We start from the raw sequence: 17,099 nt of genomic DNA, 5'->3' as shown, positions 1-17,099 counted from the left end.
GTCGATTCGCCAACACAAAAAGCCGGGATTCCGCCCCGGCTTTTTGCTTCCGAAGCAGTTGAGATGCCACGGAATAGGATAGTCCTACATGACGGCAAAAAGCACACAGCTGATACCCCGTCAAATCAAATCCGCTGATGGCTGGCATTTCTGGAATCCATCGGAGTTGTACAAAATGGCCTACTTTAGTGATGAAGATGCGATTGAAATCTGGAAGGCAAAATGGCGAGGCGAAGGGGTTCAGTCTCTCGTAGAACGTTACAAGGAAAGTCCCTTCCGCTTCTACGAAGTTTGGACTGAGGCCAAAAACCCCGGCACTCGCCTGATTGCTTTTGAGCAATTTAAGCACGAGGCACCTCACCTAGCGTTGCATGTTGATACTTCACCTCACACTCCCAAGAGGAAAGTCATCGTGCCGCCAGCTGCAAAACCTTCTTCGCAGTTGGATATGTTCGGCTAAGGTTTCCAGCTGAGAAAATTGGAAATAAGAGCCAGGCCGAGCGTCTGGCTCTTTTCCGGATGAAACTGAGAACCCGCCACGTTGTCGCGGCCGACGAACGCCGTCATCGACCCGCCGTATTCGGTGGTCGCGATCACGTCGCTGCGGTGCTTTGCCGCCAGATGGTAGGAATGCACGAAATAGGCGTGCAAGCCGTCCGGTCCGGTCGGAATTCCATCGAACAGCGGATGCGGGTGATGGATATCGAGTGTGTTCCAGCCGATCTGCGGGATCTTGAGGTTCGGATCACTCGGGGTCATTTCGACGACGTCGCCCTCGATCCAGCCGAATCCGTTGGTGATCGTCTTTTCAAGCCCCCGCGACGACATCAGCTGCATGCCGACGCAGATGCCGAGGAAAGGTCGGCCCTTGTGGTTGACGACGTCGAGGATGGCTTCCCGCATGCCCGGCACCGCCGTGAGGCCGGCGCTGCAATCCGCGTAGGCGCCGACTCCCGGCAGCACGATACGGTCGGCGGTGGCCACCGCATCGGCCTTGTCGGTGAGGTCGATCACGGCGTTGATGCCGGCTTCCCGGGCGGCCCTTTCAAAAGCCTTGGTCGCGGAACGGAGGTTGCCGGACCCGTAGTCGATGATTGCGACGCGCATCAGCGTCCTCCATGTTCGAAAAGGCCCATGTGTGGGGCCTGCCATCCGGCGGCGGGCGGCTTTGCCTGCTTTGCCCACTCGGCCGAGACCGGCATTGGTTGTTGTTCCGGCTGCGGCAGGCCGGAGAAATAGATCTCCTCGGCCGTACGCAGATCGTGAGCGGAAATCACCGTTTCCAGTGTCCAGCCGCGACGGATCAGCGCTTCGGAACGATAATGTCGGCCCTCGAGTGCCGTGAGCAGGCTGGTGGCGAAACCAAGCAGCAGGCCGGCGGTCCAGAAGCCAGGAACCTGCATCAGGATGCCGCTGCCGATCTGGATCAGCAGAACCACGATCCCGGCAACCCATAGCCTATGCCAGAATAGCCAGATCCACGGAAACAACAGCGCAAGCCAGGAAAACCCGTCCCGCAGAACGAGGGTCGACTGGAAATCCCTCTCGGGTCCGCTTCGCGGGTCATTGGGCGGTGTCAGAACGAGATAGCTTCTCAAGGATCGTCTCCTCAAGCAGTCAGACCAGCATTCCCTTGGTCGAAGGAACGCGATTGGCCTGCCGCGGGTCGATTTCAATGGCGGCGCGAAGTGCCCGCGCCACGGCTTTGAAGCAGGTCTCGGCGATATGATGGTTGTTGGCGCCGTAATGGTTCAGGACATGCAGCGTGATGCCGGCATTCTGCGCCAGCGCCTGAAAAAATTCCCGCACCAGTTCCGTATCGAACGTGCCGATCTTCGGCGCGCTGAATGCGACGTTCCAGACCAGGAACGGCCGGCCGGACACGTCGATGGCCGCCTTGGTCATCGTTTCGTCCATGGCAAGGTCGAGCGAGGCGTAGCGGGTGATGCCGCGACGGTCGCCGAGCGCCTTGGAGATCGCCTGGCCGATCGCGATACCCGTGTCTTCCACCGTGTGATGGTCGTCGATATGCAGATCGCCGGTGACCTCGATGTCCATGTCGATCAGCGAATGTCGCGAAAGCTGGTCCAGCATATGGTCGAAGAAGCCGACGCCCGTGGAAATCCTGGCCGCGCCGGTGCCGTCGAGATTGACGGAAACGGAAACGGAGGTTTCGTTGGTCTTGCGGACGATATTGCCCACGCGTGCGGTAGTCGTCTCACCCATCTGGGTCTGCTCCATGCGATCGATCAGCGCTCCCTTATCAGGCACGACGCCAAATATCCAGCAAAAGCAGGGCCGTGGCGGCGGCATTGCGTCATGAGATTGCATTCGCCCTGGACCGACTTACATAAATGCCCAACGGGGCGGAAATGCTCTGAAAACCAATGCCCGCGGGACGGGCCAACAGGTGCCTTATGACAACCATTATTACTGTTCGGAAAGGCGGCAAGGTCATCATGGCCGGCGACGGCCAGGTGAGCCTCGGCCAGACCGTGATGAAGGGCAATGCCCGCAAGGTGCGCCGCATCGGCAAGGGCGAAGTGATCGCCGGTTTCGCCGGCGCGACGGCCGATGCCTTTACGCTGCTCGACCGGCTTGAAAAGAAGCTCGAACAATATCCGGGCCAGCTGATGCGCGCCGCCGTCGAGCTTGCCAAGGACTGGCGCACGGACAAGTACCTGCGCAATCTCGAAGCGATGATGCTGGTCGCTGACAAATCGACGACACTGGCGGTTACCGGCAACGGTGACGTGCTGGAACCGGAGCACGGAACGATCGCGATCGGGTCGGGCGGCAACTATGCTTATGCCGCGGCGCGGGCGATGATGGATTCGGACAAGTCGGCCGAAGAGATCGCCCGGAAAGCGCTCGATATCGCTGCCGATATCTGTGTCTACACCAACCACAACCTGGTCATCGAATCGCTGGACGCCGATGGCTGACAGCGCCCCCCGCTACGCGTTTCGTGATGTCGCAGCAGAGGATTTTCCTCTGCTGGCGACGTGGCTCGCCGAGCCGCATATCGCGAAATGGTGGGGTGCGGTCGATGAGGAACTGGCCAGTATCGAACAGTCGATGACGAGCGTCGAAACCCGGCCGTTGATGGCGGAGTTGGCCGGCCGGCCGATCGCCTATCTCCAATATTACGATCCGCATCTTGAAGAGGGTCATCCCTATCAGGATCAGCCGAAAGGCACGCTCGGCATCGATATCTCGATCGGCCCTCCGGAGTTGGTCGGCATCGGCCATGGAAGCGCGATCATCCGCCAGCTCGTGGACGAGCTTTTCGAAAACGGCGCAAAAAGGATCGTCATCGATCCCGATCCGGAAAACGCCCAAGCGATCCGCGCCTACGAGAAGGCCGGCTTCCGCTACGTCGACACCAGGACATCCATATACGGTCCGGCCCATTTCATGGCGCTGGACGCAAGCCAAGAAACGGATTTGACATGAGCAACTTTTCACCCCGGGAAATCGTCTCCGAGCTGGATCGGCACATCATCGGCCAGCACGACGCTAAGCGTGCGGTGGCGATTGCGCTGCGCAACCGCTGGCGCCGTCACCAGCTCGACGAGAGCCTGCGCGACGAAGTGATGCCGAAGAACATCCTGATGATCGGCCCGACGGGCGTCGGCAAGACGGAGATATCGCGTCGCCTGGCGAAGCTCGCCGGCGCGCCCTTCATCAAGGTCGAAGCGACCAAATTCACCGAAGTCGGTTATGTCGGCCGCGACGTCGAGCAGATCATCCGCGATCTTGTCGAGATCGGCATCGGCCTCGTGCGCGACAAGATGCGCGCCGACGTGCAGGCGAAAGCCCATATGAGCGCCGAGGAACGGGTGCTCGACGCATTGGTCGGCGCCACGTCCTCGCCAGCCACCCGCGAAAGTTTCCGCAAGAAGCTGAGGGCCGGCGAGCTCGACGACAAGGAAATCGACATCGAGGTCACTGACACCGGCTCGGGCATGCCCGGCTTCGAAATCCCCGGCATGCCGGGCGCCAATATCGGCGTCTTGAACCTGTCGGAAATGTTCGGCAAGGCGATGGGCGGCCGCACCAAGAAGGTCCGTACCACCGTCAAGAAATCCTATGGCGAGCTGATCCGCGACGAATCCGACAAGCTGATCGACAACGAAGTCATCCAGCGCGAGGCCGTCCGCTCGGTCGAGAACGACGGCATCGTCTTCCTCGACGAGATCGACAAGATTGCCGCCCGTGACGGCGGTATGGGCGCCGGCGTGTCCCGCGAGGGCGTGCAGCGCGACTTGCTGCCGCTCGTCGAGGGCACGACGGTGTCGACCAAATACGGACCGGTGAAGACCGATCACATCCTGTTCATCGCTTCGGGCGCCTTCCACGTCTCCAAGCCCTCCGATCTTCTGCCGGAACTCCAGGGCCGCCTGCCGATCCGGGTCGAGCTGAGGCCGCTCACCAAGGAGGACTTCCGCCGCATCCTGACGGAAACCGAGGCGAGCCTTATCCGCCAGTACAAGGCGCTGATGGAAACGGAAGAGCTGACGCTCGATTTTACGCCCGACGCGATCGATGCGCTGGCGGATGTCGCCGTGCACCTCAATTCCTCGGTCGAGAATATCGGCGCCCGCCGGCTGCAGACCGTGATGGAACGGGTGCTTGACGAAATCTCGTTCAACGCGCCCGATCAGGGCGGAACCGCGGTGACGATCGATGCGGAATACGTCAAGAAGCATGTTGGCGATCTCGCCGCCGACACCGATCTGTCGCGCTACATTCTCTGAGCGGCAATCGTGGCAGCCGGGCAACGTCCGGCTGCTCATTTGCGGGCACTGACGGGATTTTGAACGCCCGTGTCTCGACACGGTCCTTGCGCCTCGCGTAAGGGAAGCGCGTTTTCATGGAAAATATCCGACGCTTGAGTGAGTCGGTCTGGAATGGCTTTAAGCATTCGGTGCCGGAGATCGGCATGGTCGAAGTCCTGGGACACGCAAATCTTGAAACGCATCCTTCTGGCCCTGATCCTTGTCGTCGCGACATCCGTGGCTTCTTCCGCGCTTGCAGGCGGCCTCACGATGGTTCCCGAAGGAAATCGTCACGCGGAACAGCCGAAGGTTCCGGGCGCCTCGGTGCGCCGGACGCGCGCCGGCCGTACCACCTTCGACGACAAATACGAGAAGATCCGCGACCTCTTGGCTTCCGACAAGAAGCTGATCGCCAAGATCAAGTCGACAGCCGCCGATTACGGCATCGATCCGATCCATATGATCGGCGCGATCGTCGGCGAACACACCTACAATGTCGATGCCTACGACCGGCTGCAGACCTATTACGTCAAGGCGGCCGCCTATGCCGGCAACAGCTTCCGTTTCGGTTACGGCGATGAGACCATCCAGCAGTTCCTCGACCGGCCGGAATTCGGCAAATGCGACGATTTCGCCGATTCCTATAAGCTCTGGACTTGCCGTGAAGGCGTCTGGGAAAAGAGCTTTCGCGGCCGCTCGGTCGGCGGCACCGCCTTTCCGGACAATCGTTTAAGTGCGGTCTTCTTCCAGCCCTTTTATGCCGGCCAGACCTTTGGCCTTGGCCAGGTCAATCCGCTGACGGCGCTGATGCTGTCGGACATGGTGGCCAGGAATTCCGGCTACCCGAAGCTCGACGAGAACAAGGCGGCTGCGGTTTATGACGCGATCATGGACCCGGATAAGTCGCTCGCCTATATGGCGGCCAATATCCGTCGCTCGATCGACGACTACAAGTCGATTGCAGGCATGGATATCTCCCGCAATCCCGGCATCACGGCGACGCTCTACAATACCGGCGGTTCGGCGCAGCGCGCCGCAGCACTTGCCGCCCGCGGTGGCCTGCCGGAGGAGAATTATTACGGCTGGCTGGTCAACGACAAGCTCGCCGAGTTGAAATCTCTCCTCTGACGGCGGATATTCCCTCCATAGGAAACCCCTGAGGAGGGCTCGTCCATGGACATCCGCCCCGAACCCTTCGTTCCGCCCGCACCTCCGCATCGGGATCGGCTGCTGAGCCCGATCGAGGTCATCTGGACTGCGCTCCGCAATCCGCTGGAGCTCTGGGGCAAGGTTTCCTACACGCTGCCCTGGCTCGAGACGAAGTTCTTCAAGGAACGGACGCTGATCGTCAATCATCCAGGCCTCATCCGGCACATTCTGGTGGACAATGTCAGCAATTACGTCATGTCCGAGATCCGCCAGCTCGTGCTTCGCCCGATCTTGCGGGACGGCCTGCTGACAGCGGAAGGCGAGGTCTGGAAACGCAGCCGCAAGGCGATGGCGCCGGTTTTCACGCCAAAACATTCCCGCGGTTTTGCCGGCCAGATGCTGAACCAGACCGAGGAGTTTTCGAGGAAATATGCCGAGGCTGGCGCCGATGGCGCGGTCCGCGATATTTCCGTCGACATGACGGAACTGACCTACGCCATCCTCGCGGAAACCCTGTTTTCCGGCGAGATCGCCGGAAACAAGGAAACGGTCGCGGACGATGTCGACCAGCTTCTGCATCGCATGGGCCGAATCGACCCGATGGACATGCTGCGCGCCCCGCCCTGGGTGCCGCGCGTCACCCGCATCGGCGGCAGGCGGATACTTGACAAGTTCCGGCGCGTGGTTGCCGAAACCATGCTTATGCGGCAGGAGCGGATACGCAAGCATCCGGACGACGTGCCGCAGGATTTCCTGACGCTGCTGCTTCAGCTGGCCGGTCCCGACGGGCTGACGATGGACGAGATCGAGGACAATATTCTCACCTTCATCGGCGCCGGCCATGAGACGACGGCCCGGGCGCTCGCCTGGACGCTCTATTGTGTGGCGGAGTCGCCGGCGGTGCGACAGACCATGGAAGAAGAGATCGACCGCGTTCTGGCCACCGGCGCCGATCCGGTCGAATGGCTGGAGCTGATGCCCTGGGTGCGGGCGGCGTTCGAAGAGGCATTGCGGCTCTATCCGCCGGCGCCGTCGATCAACCGGGAAGCGATCAGCGACGACAGCTGGACGAGCCCGGAAGGCAAGACGATCAGGATCGACGCAGGCGTGACCGTGCTGGTCATGCCCTGGACGCTGCATCGCCACGAGCTTTATTGGGACAAGCCGCGCGCCTTCATGCCCGAGCGTTTTCTGCCCGAGAACCGCGGCAAGCTGAACCGCTTCCAGTATCTGCCTTTCGGCGCGGGCCCCCGCACCTGTATCGGCGCGACCTTCGCCCTTCAGGAGGCGGTGATCGCGCTTGCGGTGCTGATGGGTGGCTATCGTTTCGATGTTACGCCGGAAACCAAGGTCTGGCCGGTCCAGAAGCTGACCACCCAGCCGCGCGATGGTCTGCTCATGCGGGTCAGTCCGCGACATCAGAGGTCTCCGCTGGTGAATTGATCTTTGCCCGCCATGCGCTATTGATCGCTATAGATCCCATGGACCGATCTTCAGGATTTTCGCGTGGCCTTTTCCTTTCCTTCCGGCCCCCTCCTTCTCGGGATTGATACCGGCGGCACCTATACGGATGCGGTGCTGTTCCGCGACGGCGAAGGCGTTATCGCCAAGGCGAAATCGCTGACGACCAGGCATGATCTGGCGGTTGGTATTGCCGGCGCCGTTGATGCGGTGCTGGAAAAAAGCGCAGTCTCCGCTTCAGCTATCGGCCTGGTTTCGCTGTCGACGACGCTTGCCACGAATGCGCTGGTCGAAGGGCAGGGTGGTCGTGCCGCCCTGATCATGATCGGCTTTACTGCGGAGGATCTGGCCCGCGGCGGACTTGCGGAGGCACTGGGAAATGATCCGGTGATCTTCCTGCCCGGGGGCCACGACGTGCACGGCAACGAGACGCTGCTCGACATGGCGGCGCTGGAGGCGGCTGTGCCGACGCTTTGCGAAACAGTGTCTTCCTTTGCGGTCGCTGGTTATTTTGCCGTCCGGAATCCGGCTCATGAAGTCCGGGTGAGGGACCGTATTCGCGCGCTTTCGCATCTGCCCGTCACCTGCAGCCACGAGCTTTCGTCGAAACTCGGCGGTCCTCGCCGCGCGTTGACCACGCTGCTGAACGCCCGGCTGGTGTCGATCATCGACCGGTTGGTCGACTCCTGCGAGGGCTTTCTGGCCGCGCGCGGCATCACGGCGCCGATGATGGTGGTGCGCGGCGATGGCGCGCTGATCTCCGCTGCCGAGGCGCGGTTGCGGCCGATCGAGACCATCCTTTCCGGGCCTGCTGCAAGCCTTGTCGGGGCGCATTTCCTGACCGGTTTCGATCAAGCGGTCGTCTCCGACATCGGCGGTACCACAACGGATGTCGCGGTTCTCGACGGAGGGCGGCCGAAGCTGGCGGAGGAAGGCGCCGTGGTCGGCGGTCATCGCACGATGGTCGAGGCGGTGGCGCTGCGCACCTACGGGCTCGGCGGCGATTCCGAAGTCCATATCGACGATCGCGGCCTCGAAGCCCGGCTCACTCTCGGTCCGCGCCGGCTTCTGCCGCTCAGCCTTGCCGCGATGGCGCATGGCGAGATCATCCTGTCGACGCTGGAAAAGCAGCTGCGCGCCAGCCATGCCGGGCGGCACGACGGCCGCTTTGCGGTGCGAACCGGTGTGCCGGATGTCCTGGCCCAGGGCCTGCAACCGCCGGAACAGGCACTTTTTGCCCGCATAGGCGTGGTACCGGTTTCGCTCAACGATCTGCTGACGATGAATTCGCAGAAGGCAATCCTCGACCGGCTAGTCGCAAGAGGGCTGGTGCATCTCTGCGGCATCACCCCGTCCGATGCCCTGCACGTGCTCGGCCGCCAGAACCAATGGTGCGGAGAGGCTGCAAGGCTGGGGCTGGAGCTTGCCGCCCGCCGCAAGGACGGCGCGGGGCGCGGGATCGCCGCTTCCCCGGAAGATCTGGCTGAGAAGATCGTGAGCCGGCTGACGCGCCAGTCGTCCGAAGCCGTGCTCGCCGCCTGCCTCGCCGAAGATGGCGCCGAAGCCATCGATCCCGCGGTTTCGCTTGCCGTCGATCGAGCGCTGAAACGCATTCCCGGCATTGCCCGGTTCTCCGTCTCGCTGGATCGGCCGCTGATCGGGCTCGGGGCTTCCGCACCCGTCTATTATCCGGCGGTCGCGAACATGCTCGGCGCGCAATCGATCATTCCGGGCGATGCCGATGTCGCGAACGCCATCGGAGCGGTGGTCGGCCAGGTCCGTGCCAGCGTTACCGTTGTTGTCACCTCGCCGGAGGAAGGGCGCTTCATTCTCTCCGGATCAGGCGCGCGGCTCGTCGTCATCGGTGAAACGGAAGCGCTGACCGCCGCCCGCGAGCATGCAATCGCCACCGCGCAGACGCAGGCGAATGCGGATGGTGCCAAGGACGCAGTGGTGACCATTTCGGAAGAAATGGATGCGCCGGAAATCGAGGGCTCGCGAAAACTCGTCGAGGCGCGGATCACCGCCGTTGCTGTCGGCAGGCCGAGGATAGCCGTTTTCCAAGCGGTTTAGCCCGGTTATGCGCTCGACGTCCGGAATGTATCGCCCTTTAAGCTCTCTTCAAAAGGGCGTAAGTTGGCCGGCATTTATTCCAGCCGGGAAAAACTGCAGTGATCACCAATCTCGCCGATCTGGAAATCTTCGTCAAAGTCGCAGCCAGCGGAAACATGTCGGCGGCGGCAAAGAGCCTTGGCATTTCGCCGGCAGTGGTCTCCAAGCGCATCAAGCGGCTGGAGGAGCAACTGGGGACGCGCCTACTGCAGCGGACCACCCGTCAGGTGGGAATGACCGATGCCGGCAAGGGTTTTTACGACAGGATCGCCAATGTCCTGACCGGGATCGAGGATGCCGAGCAGTTCGTCTCGGGCCGGTCGACCGAGATTGCCGGCAATCTGCGCATCTCCGCGCCGACCTCGTTCGGACGCATGCACATTGCGCCGCATCTGCCGACCTTCATGCAGGCGAACCCACATCTGTCGATCGACCTGATGCTGTCGGATGAGTTCACGGATATCATCGCCCAGGGTTTCGACGTGGCGATCCGCATATCCGAGCTGAAGGATTCGAGCCTCGTCGCCCGCAAGCTTGTTCAGGTCCGGCGCATTCTCTGCGCCTCTCCCTCCTACATCGAGCGGCACGGCGCCCCGACAAGCATCGAGGAACTGGCAAACCATCACTGCCTGACGGCCCATAATGGCGAACCCTGGAGGCTGGAAGGTCCCAAAGGTCCACTGGTCTACCGGCCGGCCGGGATGCTGAACACCAATTCCAGTGAAGTTATCCGCGAAGCGGTAATCGCCGGTCTCGGCATCGCGCTAAGATCCACCTGGGATATCGGCAACGAGCTCAAGGACGGGCGGCTGGTGATGGTGATGCCCGGATATGAGGGCTCCAAGAACATCTCGGTCTCGGCGGTCTATCCGAGCCGGCAGCATCTCCCTTCCAAGGTCCGTGCCTTCATCGAATATCTTGCCGACCTTTATGGGCCGATCCCGTATTGGGAACGGCATTCCCCGGGCCGGAAATAGCTGCTAACGGCGCAGATTATTTCCGATATGGCATAAGTCATTCAATATTCGTGCAATTGCAATTTCGCTCGCTAACAAAGACAGTCAGCGGCATGAAAAATTCGGAGGAACCGATGGCCCGTATCGAAAGAAATGGTCTCGCAATCGACGAGAAGCTTCACGACTTCCTGGTGAAGGAAGCGCTGCCGTCGACCGGTGTCGACGCCGACCGCTTCTTTTCCGAGTTTTCGAAGATCGTCCACGACCTGGCGCCCAAGAATCGCGAGCTTCTCGCCAAACGCGACGCATTTCAGGTCAAGCTCGACGAATGGTATCGCAAGAACGGAGCGCCCAGCGATCTTGCGGTTTACGAAGCCTTCCTGCGCGACATCGGTTACCTTCTATCGGAAGGACCGGATTTCACGGTCTCGACCGACAAGGTCGATCCGGAAATCGCGGGGATCGCTGGTCCGCAGCTCGTCGTCCCGGTCATGAATGCCCGGTATGCGCTGAATGCCGCCAATGCCCGCTGGGGCTCGCTCTACGATGCGCTCTATGGCACCGATGCCATCCCCGAGACCGAGGGAGCCGAAAAGGGCAAGGGTTACAACCCGGTCCGTGGCGCCAAGGTCATTGCCTGGGCGCGTGACTTCCTCGATCAGTCCGTGCCGCTTTCCGGCGCGAGCTGGACCGACGTGACCTCCTTTGTCGTCACCGGCGGCAAGCTCACGGCTGCTGCTCAGGACGGCAAGACCGTCAATCTCGCCGATCCGGCTCAGTTTGCCGGCTATCTTGGTGAGCCGGCCCAGCCGACCCATCTGCTGCTGACGAAGAACGGCCTGCATATCGAAATCCTGATCGATCCCACGACGGCGATCGGCAGGGACGATCCGGCCCGGATTTCGGATGTCTGGCTGGAATCGGCGATCACCGCGATCATGGACTGCGAGGATTCGATCGCAGCCGTCGATGCCGAGGACAAGGTCGTCGTCTACCGCAATTGGCTCGGTCTGATGAACGGCGACCTTCAGGAGGAGGTGGCCAAGGGCGGCAAATCCTTCATCCGTAAGCTGAACCCGGACACCACCTTCAAGGCACCTGCCGGCGGTGATGTGACGGTGAAGCGCCGCTCGCTGATGCTGATCCGCAATGTCGGTCACCTGATGACCAATCCGGCGGTTTTGGACAGCGAGGGCAGGGAAGTTCCGGAAGGCATCATGGATGCAATGGTCACGGCACTGATTGCTATCCGCGATATCGGCCCGAACGGACGTCGCCAGAATTCCCGGGCCGGCTCCATGTATGTGGTGAAGCCGAAGATGCACGGGCCGGAAGAGGTCGCTTTCGCCTGCGAGATTTTTGCCCGCGTCGAACAGGCGCTCGGCCTTCCGACCAATTCCATGAAAATGGGCATCATGGATGAGGAGCGCCGTACCACGATCAACCTCAAGGCCTGCATCCGCGAGGCGCGCGAGCGTGTCGTGTTCATCAATACCGGTTTCCTCGATCGTACGGGCGACGAGATACATACTTCGATGGAAGCAGGCCCGATGATCCGCAAGGGCGACATGAAACAGGCCGCCTGGATTGCGGCCTACGAGAACTGGAACGTCGATATCGGCCTCGAATGCGGCCTGTCGGGCCACGCGCAGATCGGCAAGGGCATGTGGGCCATGCCGGACTTGATGGCGGCGATGCTGGAGCAGAAGATTGCTCATCCGAAGGCCGGCGCCAACACTGCCTGGGTTCCATCGCCGACGGCGGCCACGTTGCACGCCACCCACTATCACAAGGTCGACGTTGCCGCCGTCCAGGCCGGTCTGAAGAGCCGCACCCGCGCCAAACTGTCGGATATCCTCTCCGTGCCGGTCGCGGGGCGGCCGAACTGGACGCTGGAGGAAATCCAGAGAGAACTCGACAACAATGCGCAGGGCATTCTCGGCTACGTCGTCCGCTGGATCGATCAGGGCGTCGGCTGCTCCAAGGTGCCGGACATCAACAACGTCGGCCTGATGGAGGACCGCGCGACGCTGCGCATTTCCGCCCAGCACATGGCGAACTGGCTCTATCACAAGCTCACCAGCGAAGAGCAGATCGTCGAGACGATGAAGCGGATGGCGGGGGTCGTGGATGGCCAGAATGTCGGCGACCCGCTCTACACGCCGATGACCAGGGATTTCGACGGTTCCGTCGCCTTCCAGGCCGCGCTTGAACTCGTGCTCAAGGGTCGCGAGCAGCCGAATGGTTATACCGAGCTGGTTCTGCATCGCCGCCGTCTGGAACTGAAAGCCAAGCTCGCCGGCTGACCGGCGAGCAAAGATCAGGCAAAGAAAAGGCCGCCGGAGAGCTCTCTCGGCGGCCTTTTCGTATTCTCGTCGAATTTCGCGATTACTGGATTACGACGACCTTGGTTTCGCGGCCCGGACGGACGCGGCTGTAAAGGTCGATGACGTCCTGGTTGATCAGGCGGATGCAACCCGACGAAGCGGCAGTGCCGATGGAAGCCCATTCCGGCGTGCCGTGCAGACGGAAGAGCGTATCCTGGCCCTTTTCGTTGAAGAGGTACATGGCGCGCGCACCGAGCGGGTTGCTGAGGCCGGGTCCCATGCCATCTTCGACATATTTGGCAACGTCCGGACGACGGCCGGCCATTTCCTTCGGCGGGTGCCAGGTCGGCCATTCCTGTTTCCAGGCGACGTAAGCCGTCCCGGACCAGGCGAAGCCCTGCTTGCCGACGCCGATGCCGTAGCGCATCGCCTTGCCGTTCGGCAGGATGTAGTAGAGATGGCGCTCACGCGTGTTGACGACGATCGTGCCCGGCTTTTCGCTGGTCTGATAGCTGACGATCTGGCGGACGAACTGCTTGTCCACCTTGTTGATCGGGATCGCCGGAAGCGTATAGCCGGCGTCTCTCACCGAACCGTAGGAGTCGTTGAAGATCTGTTCGGTATAGGAGGCCGTGGCCACCTGGGTGCCGCCGCCGGGAATCGTGGAGGCGCAACCGGCCAAGGCAGCAGTTGCCAACAGGCCGAGTGCGAGCATGCTAGTGCGAAAGCGCATGGAAATCTCTTGGGTAAAACGAATCGATTGAGACGGACGCATGCCCATCTTTGATCAGGGGTTATTTTAGATTAGATTACGCTTGGCAAGCGCTGCAGCGCATCAAAACAGAGCCGGCGCATGATTGAAAAAAGCCATGGCGTTTTTGCAACATCATGGAAGCGGTTTTTCGGGATTCTATGACTATACTCAACCTTGCCAGTAATAATCCGTTAATAGATGGGCGGCAGTCAGCCCGCGCCATGCTGGTCCGCAAGGGCGTCCAGATTCTGCTGCACGACATGCGGCACGCGATGTTGCCCGAACTCGTGCTGTCGAGCGGAAGGCGCGCCGACCTGGTGACCATTTCGGAAAAGGGCGAGATCTGGATCATCGAGATCAAGACGTCGATCGAGGATTTTCGCGTCGACTGCAAATGGCCGGAATACCGAGCCTTCTGCGACCGCCTGTTTTTCGCGACGCACAAGGACGTGCCGCTCGACATCTTCCCGGAGGATTGCGGCCTCTTCCTCTCGGACGGTTATGGCGGGCACTTGCTGCGCGACGCACCGGAACACAGACTGCCGCCTGCGACACGCAAGGCGATGACACTGAATTTTTCGCGTGCCGCCGCCCAGCGCCTGATGCTGGCTGAATGGGCGACCGGCAAGAATTTCGACGAGATGTGACTTATTTCGGCGCGCGCTTGGCAAGGATGCGCTGCAGCGTGCGGCGATGCATGTTGAGCCGCCGCGCCGTCTCCGACACATTACGTTCGCACATCTCATAGACCCGCTGGATATGTTCCCAGCGCACGCGATCCGCAGACATCGGATTTTCCGGCACATCCGCGCGCTCGCCCGGCCTCTGGGTCAGCGCGCTAAAAATGTCGTCGGCGTCGGCGGGCTTGGCGAGATAGTCGAGCGCCCCGAGTTTCACGGCCGTCACGGCGGTCGCGATATTGCCGTAGCCGGTCAGCACGATCACCTTGGTATCCTCGCGGCTCTGGCGGATCGCCTCGATCACGTCCAGCCCGTTGCCGTCGCCGAGGCGCAGGTCGACCACAGCATATTTCGGCGGCCGCGCCTTCGTTTTGGCGATACCTTCCGCGACGGACTCTGCCGTATCGACCAGGAAGCCGCGGGTCTCCATGGCTCGAGCGAGCCGGCGCAGGAACGGTCCATCGTCATCGACGATCAGCAGCGAAGGGTCAGGCCCGAGTTCGGGATCGGCATGAACCTTGGTCGGTTCCGGGTGTGTTTCCATCTCTTTTGTCTCCGCGGGTTTCAAAGGCCCGCTTGCCTTTTCGGTATGATCGGCCGACCGGCCGGATTATTTCAAGTCCTGCGCGTCCATCACCGAACGCGGCCATTCGATATCAATGCGGGCGCCCGGTTCGCCGCTGTCGCGGTTGCCGAAGCGGATCGCGGCGCCGGACCGTTCGAGCAGCGTCTTGGCGATGAAAAGACCGAGGCCAAGTCCACCCGCCCGTTCGTCTTCCTTGGGTCTCTTCGTCATATAGGGTTCGCCGATCCGCGAAAGAATATCCGGCGCATAACCCTGGCCGTCATCCTCGATGGTGATCGCCACCCGCTCGACATTGTGCTCCACCGTGACGGTCACTTTGCTCTTGGCATAATCGACCGCGTTTTCGATCAGGTTGCCGAGTCCATATATAATGCCGGCATTGCGGTTGCCGACCGGCTCGTTGGTCCGGTCGTTTTTCTCGACGAGTTCGATCTCGATGCCGAATTGCCGATGCGGCGCCACGACCTCCTCGACCAGGGAGGAAAGCGGCAGCCGGCGCATATGTTCCTCGCTCTCGGCGGAAAGCGAGGTAAGCCGGCGAAGAATATCGCGACAGCGTTCGCTCTGGCTTCGCAGCAGCAGCACGTCCTCGCGGAACCGGTCGTCGGGACCAAGCTCGCGCTCCATCTCCTTGGCGACGACGCTGATGGTTGCGAGCGGCGTGCCGAGCTCATGGGCCGCCGCCGCCGCCAGCCCGTCGAGCTGCGAAAGGTGCTTTTCCCGCTCCAGGACCAGTTCGGTCGCCGCAAGCGCATCGGCGAGCAGCGTCGCTTCATGGCTGACGCGATAGGCATAAAAGGCCGCGAACATCATCATCGAGGCGATCGAACACCAGACGCCGAGCTGCATGACCGGCTGGATCCGGAGTGGTTCGCCCTCATACCAGGGCACCGCGTAGGGCGAAAAGGCGAGCACCGTGGTGCAGACCAGCGCAAAAACGATCAGGACAAGCGAATGGCGCAGCGGCTGAGACGCGAAGGCGATGATCACCGGAACGCAGATCAGCGGCGCAAACGGATTGGCAAGCCCGCCGGTGATGAACAGCAGCGCCGCCATTTGCAGCAGGTCGAAACCGAGCAGCGCCAGCGCCGATTTCGGGCCAAGCCGATGGGTCGGCGGAAACCAGGCCGACAGGGTGAGGTTGGCGACCGCAAGCGCACCAACCAGAATGCCTGCCTCCTGCAGAGGCAGAGGAAACTGCAGTAGCAGCCCGACGATGACGACGGTAATCGTCTGACCGGCGACCGCCAGCCAGCGCAGCCGCACCAGTGTCTGAAGCCGAATTCGTCGGCTTGAGGGGCCGAATTGCGCAAAACGCACTGAAGGACTGTCTACGCTCACCGTCTGCTCTTACCTTGCCTTATACAAGTGACTTGCGGCCGCCTTCATAAACCGGCTCGACTTCAGGTCGCAGGCGGCATTCTGTCACGTCCCGCGCGGTTTGGCACGTGTCGTCGGCGCAGCCTCGGCCGGATCCTCCGGCCAGGGATGTTTGGGATAACGGCCGCGCATTTCGGCCCGCACATCCTTCCAGGAACCGGCCCAGAAACCGGGCAGGTCCCGTGTCGTCTGGATCGGCCGATGCGCCGGCGAGTTCAGTTCGAGCAGCAGCGGCAGTTTTCCGCCGGCAATCGCCGGATGTTTCTTCAGCCCGAACAGTTCCTGCACCCGGATCGCCAGGACCGGCTCCTCGCCATCATAACGGATCGGATGTCGCTCCCCGGTCGGCGCCTCGAAATGCGTCGGCGCCAGCTTGGCGAGATCCTGCGAGACGCCATGCGGAATGAGCGAGCGCAGCCCTTCCGAGAGACTGCCGGGATTGATGGAATCGATGCCGGACGCATTGCCCTGAAACGGCACGAACCAGTCGTCGAGCCGGGCGAGCAGCGCCTCGTCGCTCATATCCGGCCAGGGCTCGCCGATCGACCGGTTCAGGAAGCCGATCCGGTCGCGCAGCTGCGTGCCTTCCTTGGAGAATGGCAGGACCTGAAGCCCCAGTTCCCGCACACCGTCCGCCAGCGCTTGTGCGGCCCGTTCGCCACTCGGCCGTGGCAGCGGCTTTTCCTCGAAGATAATGGCGCCCAGCCGGGTCACCTTGCGGGCGCGCACCTGCCGGCTGGGCCGGTCGAAGAAACATTCCTCGCTCTCGCGGATCGCACCGGCAAGCTCCACTTCCACATCCTCCCGGCTGATCTCCGCAGCTGCGAGAATACGCGCCTGTGCCGCCCGGCCCGTCAGGTCGGCGATGACCAGCATCTGCGATGCCGCCAGCCGCTCGGTCTCCTGCAGTTCC

At 61.8% G+C, this 17,099-nt stretch carries 17 protein-coding genes; 10 read left to right on the top strand and 7 right to left on the bottom strand.

The window, feature by feature from the left end:
• Positions 1-88: 88 nt before the first annotated feature.
• On the top strand, positions 89-460 hold the full coding sequence (locus tag MOV61_RS01650) for a hypothetical protein (protein ID WP_247135305.1): 372 nt from the start codon (positions 89-91) through the stop codon (positions 458-460).
• Here MOV61_RS01650 and hisH read toward each other — a convergent pair.
• Genes hisH through hisB form a run of 3 tightly spaced genes read right to left on the bottom strand, consistent with a single transcriptional unit; the run spans position 457 to position 2,226 of the window.
• Entirely contained in the window at positions 457-1,107 is a 651-nt protein-coding gene (gene hisH / locus MOV61_RS01645) for an imidazole glycerol phosphate synthase subunit HisH (protein WP_247135304.1), read from the bottom strand. The genes MOV61_RS01650 and hisH overlap by 4 nt on opposite strands.
• The gene (locus MOV61_RS01640; protein WP_247135303.1) at positions 1,107-1,598 is read right to left on the bottom strand and encodes a DUF2628 domain-containing protein; all 492 of its coding nucleotides are present in this window, start codon (positions 1,596-1,598) and stop codon (positions 1,107-1,109) included. Before MOV61_RS01640 ends, hisH begins: the two co-directional genes overlap by 1 nt.
• 19 nt (positions 1,599-1,617) lie before the next feature.
• A complete protein-coding gene (hisB, locus tag MOV61_RS01635) occupies positions 1,618-2,226 on the bottom strand; it encodes an imidazoleglycerol-phosphate dehydratase HisB (RefSeq protein WP_038594342.1) in 609 nt (202 codons plus the stop codon).
• Positions 2,227-2,417: 191 nt separating this feature from the next.
• Here hisB and hslV point away from each other — a divergent pair, with 191 nt between their 5' ends.
• The 8 genes from hslV to MOV61_RS01595 all read left to right on the top strand — a co-directional run bounded on the left by hslV (position 2,418) and on the right by MOV61_RS01595 (position 12,765).
• Positions 2,418-2,945, top strand: a complete 528-nt coding sequence (gene hslV / locus MOV61_RS01630) for an ATP-dependent protease subunit HslV (RefSeq protein ID WP_247037038.1) — start codon at positions 2,418-2,420, stop codon at positions 2,943-2,945.
• Positions 2,938-3,456, top strand: a complete 519-nt coding sequence (locus MOV61_RS01625; RefSeq protein ID WP_247135302.1) for a GNAT family N-acetyltransferase — start codon at positions 2,938-2,940, stop codon at positions 3,454-3,456. Before hslV ends, MOV61_RS01625 begins: the two co-directional genes overlap by 8 nt.
• A complete protein-coding gene (hslU, locus tag MOV61_RS01620; protein ID WP_038547472.1) occupies positions 3,453-4,760 on the top strand; it encodes an ATP-dependent protease ATPase subunit HslU in 1,308 nt (435 codons plus the stop codon). Before MOV61_RS01625 ends, hslU begins: the two co-directional genes overlap by 4 nt.
• A 213-nt stretch (positions 4,761-4,973) precedes the next feature.
• On the top strand, positions 4,974-5,909 hold the full coding sequence (locus tag MOV61_RS01615; protein WP_247135301.1) for a DUF1402 family protein: 936 nt from the start codon (positions 4,974-4,976) through the stop codon (positions 5,907-5,909).
• Between the two features lie 45 nt (positions 5,910-5,954).
• Positions 5,955-7,373, top strand: coding sequence for a cytochrome P450 (locus MOV61_RS01610; RefSeq protein WP_247135300.1), 1,419 nt, complete (start codon positions 5,955-5,957; stop codon positions 7,371-7,373).
• Positions 7,374-7,436: 63 nt separating this feature from the next.
• Positions 7,437-9,464: a hydantoinase/oxoprolinase family protein gene (locus tag MOV61_RS01605; protein ID WP_247135299.1), complete on the top strand. Its 2,028-nt coding sequence runs from the start codon at positions 7,437-7,439 to the stop codon at positions 9,462-9,464.
• A 101-nt stretch (positions 9,465-9,565) separates the two neighbouring features.
• The gene (locus tag MOV61_RS01600) at positions 9,566-10,480 is read left to right on the top strand and encodes a LysR family transcriptional regulator (RefSeq protein ID WP_247135354.1); all 915 of its coding nucleotides are present in this window, start codon (positions 9,566-9,568) and stop codon (positions 10,478-10,480) included.
• A 113-nt stretch (positions 10,481-10,593) separates the two neighbouring features.
• A complete protein-coding gene (locus MOV61_RS01595) occupies positions 10,594-12,765 on the top strand; it encodes a malate synthase G (protein WP_247135298.1) in 2,172 nt (723 codons plus the stop codon).
• Positions 12,766-12,847: 82 nt separating this feature from the next.
• Here the strand turns inward: MOV61_RS01595 and MOV61_RS01590 are convergent, their stop codons facing one another.
• Positions 12,848-13,519: a L,D-transpeptidase gene (locus MOV61_RS01590; RefSeq protein ID WP_038547484.1), complete on the bottom strand. Its 672-nt coding sequence runs from the start codon at positions 13,517-13,519 to the stop codon at positions 12,848-12,850.
• Between the two features lie 179 nt (positions 13,520-13,698).
• On the opposite strand from MOV61_RS01590, the gene MOV61_RS01585 reads away from it, so the two are divergent.
• A complete protein-coding gene (locus tag MOV61_RS01585) occupies positions 13,699-14,187 on the top strand; it encodes an MmcB family DNA repair protein (protein WP_247135297.1) in 489 nt (162 codons plus the stop codon).
• A gap of 1 nt (position 14,188) precedes the next feature.
• On the opposite strand, the gene MOV61_RS01580 is transcribed toward MOV61_RS01585, so the two are convergent.
• The 3 genes from MOV61_RS01580 to MOV61_RS01570 form a co-directional block, all read right to left on the bottom strand.
• Positions 14,189-14,764 carry an ActR/PrrA/RegA family redox response regulator transcription factor gene (locus tag MOV61_RS01580; RefSeq protein WP_038547487.1) on the bottom strand — a complete coding sequence of 192 codons (576 nt, stop codon included), beginning with the start codon at positions 14,762-14,764 and terminating at the stop codon, positions 14,189-14,191.
• A 66-nt stretch (positions 14,765-14,830) separates the two neighbouring features.
• A complete protein-coding gene (locus tag MOV61_RS01575; RefSeq protein ID WP_244447454.1) occupies positions 14,831-16,147 on the bottom strand; it encodes an ActS/PrrB/RegB family redox-sensitive histidine kinase in 1,317 nt (438 codons plus the stop codon).
• Between the two features lie 84 nt (positions 16,148-16,231).
• Positions 16,232-17,099: ATP-dependent helicase C-terminal domain-containing protein (locus MOV61_RS01570; protein ID WP_309493543.1), on the bottom strand; the 868-nt coding region annotated here is incomplete at its 5' end.

The sequence above is a fragment of the Neorhizobium sp. BETTINA12A genome, from assembly GCF_023006485.1.
Classification (GTDB): Bacteria; Pseudomonadota; Alphaproteobacteria; order Rhizobiales; family Rhizobiaceae; genus Neorhizobium.
This window is presented reverse-complemented; position numbering and strand designations above follow the sequence as displayed.

What these genes read in the sequence shown, in the direction of transcription:
- MOV61_RS01650 (WP_247135305.1), top strand. Translation starts at nt 89, where the DNA reads ATGACGGCAAAAAGCACACAGCTGATACCCCGTCAAATCAAATCCGCT.
- hisH (WP_247135304.1), bottom strand. Translation starts at nt 1,107, where the DNA reads ATGCGCGTCGCAATCATCGACTACGGGTCCGGCAACCTCCGTTCCGCG.
- hisB (WP_038594342.1), bottom strand. Translation starts at nt 2,226, where the DNA reads ATGGGTGAGACGACTACCGCACGCGTGGGCAATATCGTCCGCAAGACC.
- hslV (WP_247037038.1), top strand. Translation starts at nt 2,418, where the DNA reads ATGACAACCATTATTACTGTTCGGAAAGGCGGCAAGGTCATCATGGCC.
- MOV61_RS01625 (WP_247135302.1), top strand. Translation starts at nt 2,938, where the DNA reads ATGGCTGACAGCGCCCCCCGCTACGCGTTTCGTGATGTCGCAGCAGAG.
- hslU (WP_038547472.1), top strand. Translation starts at nt 3,453, where the DNA reads ATGAGCAACTTTTCACCCCGGGAAATCGTCTCCGAGCTGGATCGGCAC.
- MOV61_RS01610 (WP_247135300.1), top strand. Translation starts at nt 5,955, where the DNA reads ATGGACATCCGCCCCGAACCCTTCGTTCCGCCCGCACCTCCGCATCGG.
- MOV61_RS01595 (WP_247135298.1), top strand. Translation starts at nt 10,594, where the DNA reads ATGGCCCGTATCGAAAGAAATGGTCTCGCAATCGACGAGAAGCTTCAC.
- MOV61_RS01590 (WP_038547484.1), bottom strand. Translation starts at nt 13,519, where the DNA reads ATGCGCTTTCGCACTAGCATGCTCGCACTCGGCCTGTTGGCAACTGCT.
- MOV61_RS01585 (WP_247135297.1), top strand. Translation starts at nt 13,699, where the DNA reads ATGACTATACTCAACCTTGCCAGTAATAATCCGTTAATAGATGGGCGG.
- MOV61_RS01580 (WP_038547487.1), bottom strand. Translation starts at nt 14,764, where the DNA reads ATGGAAACACACCCGGAACCGACCAAGGTTCATGCCGATCCCGAACTC.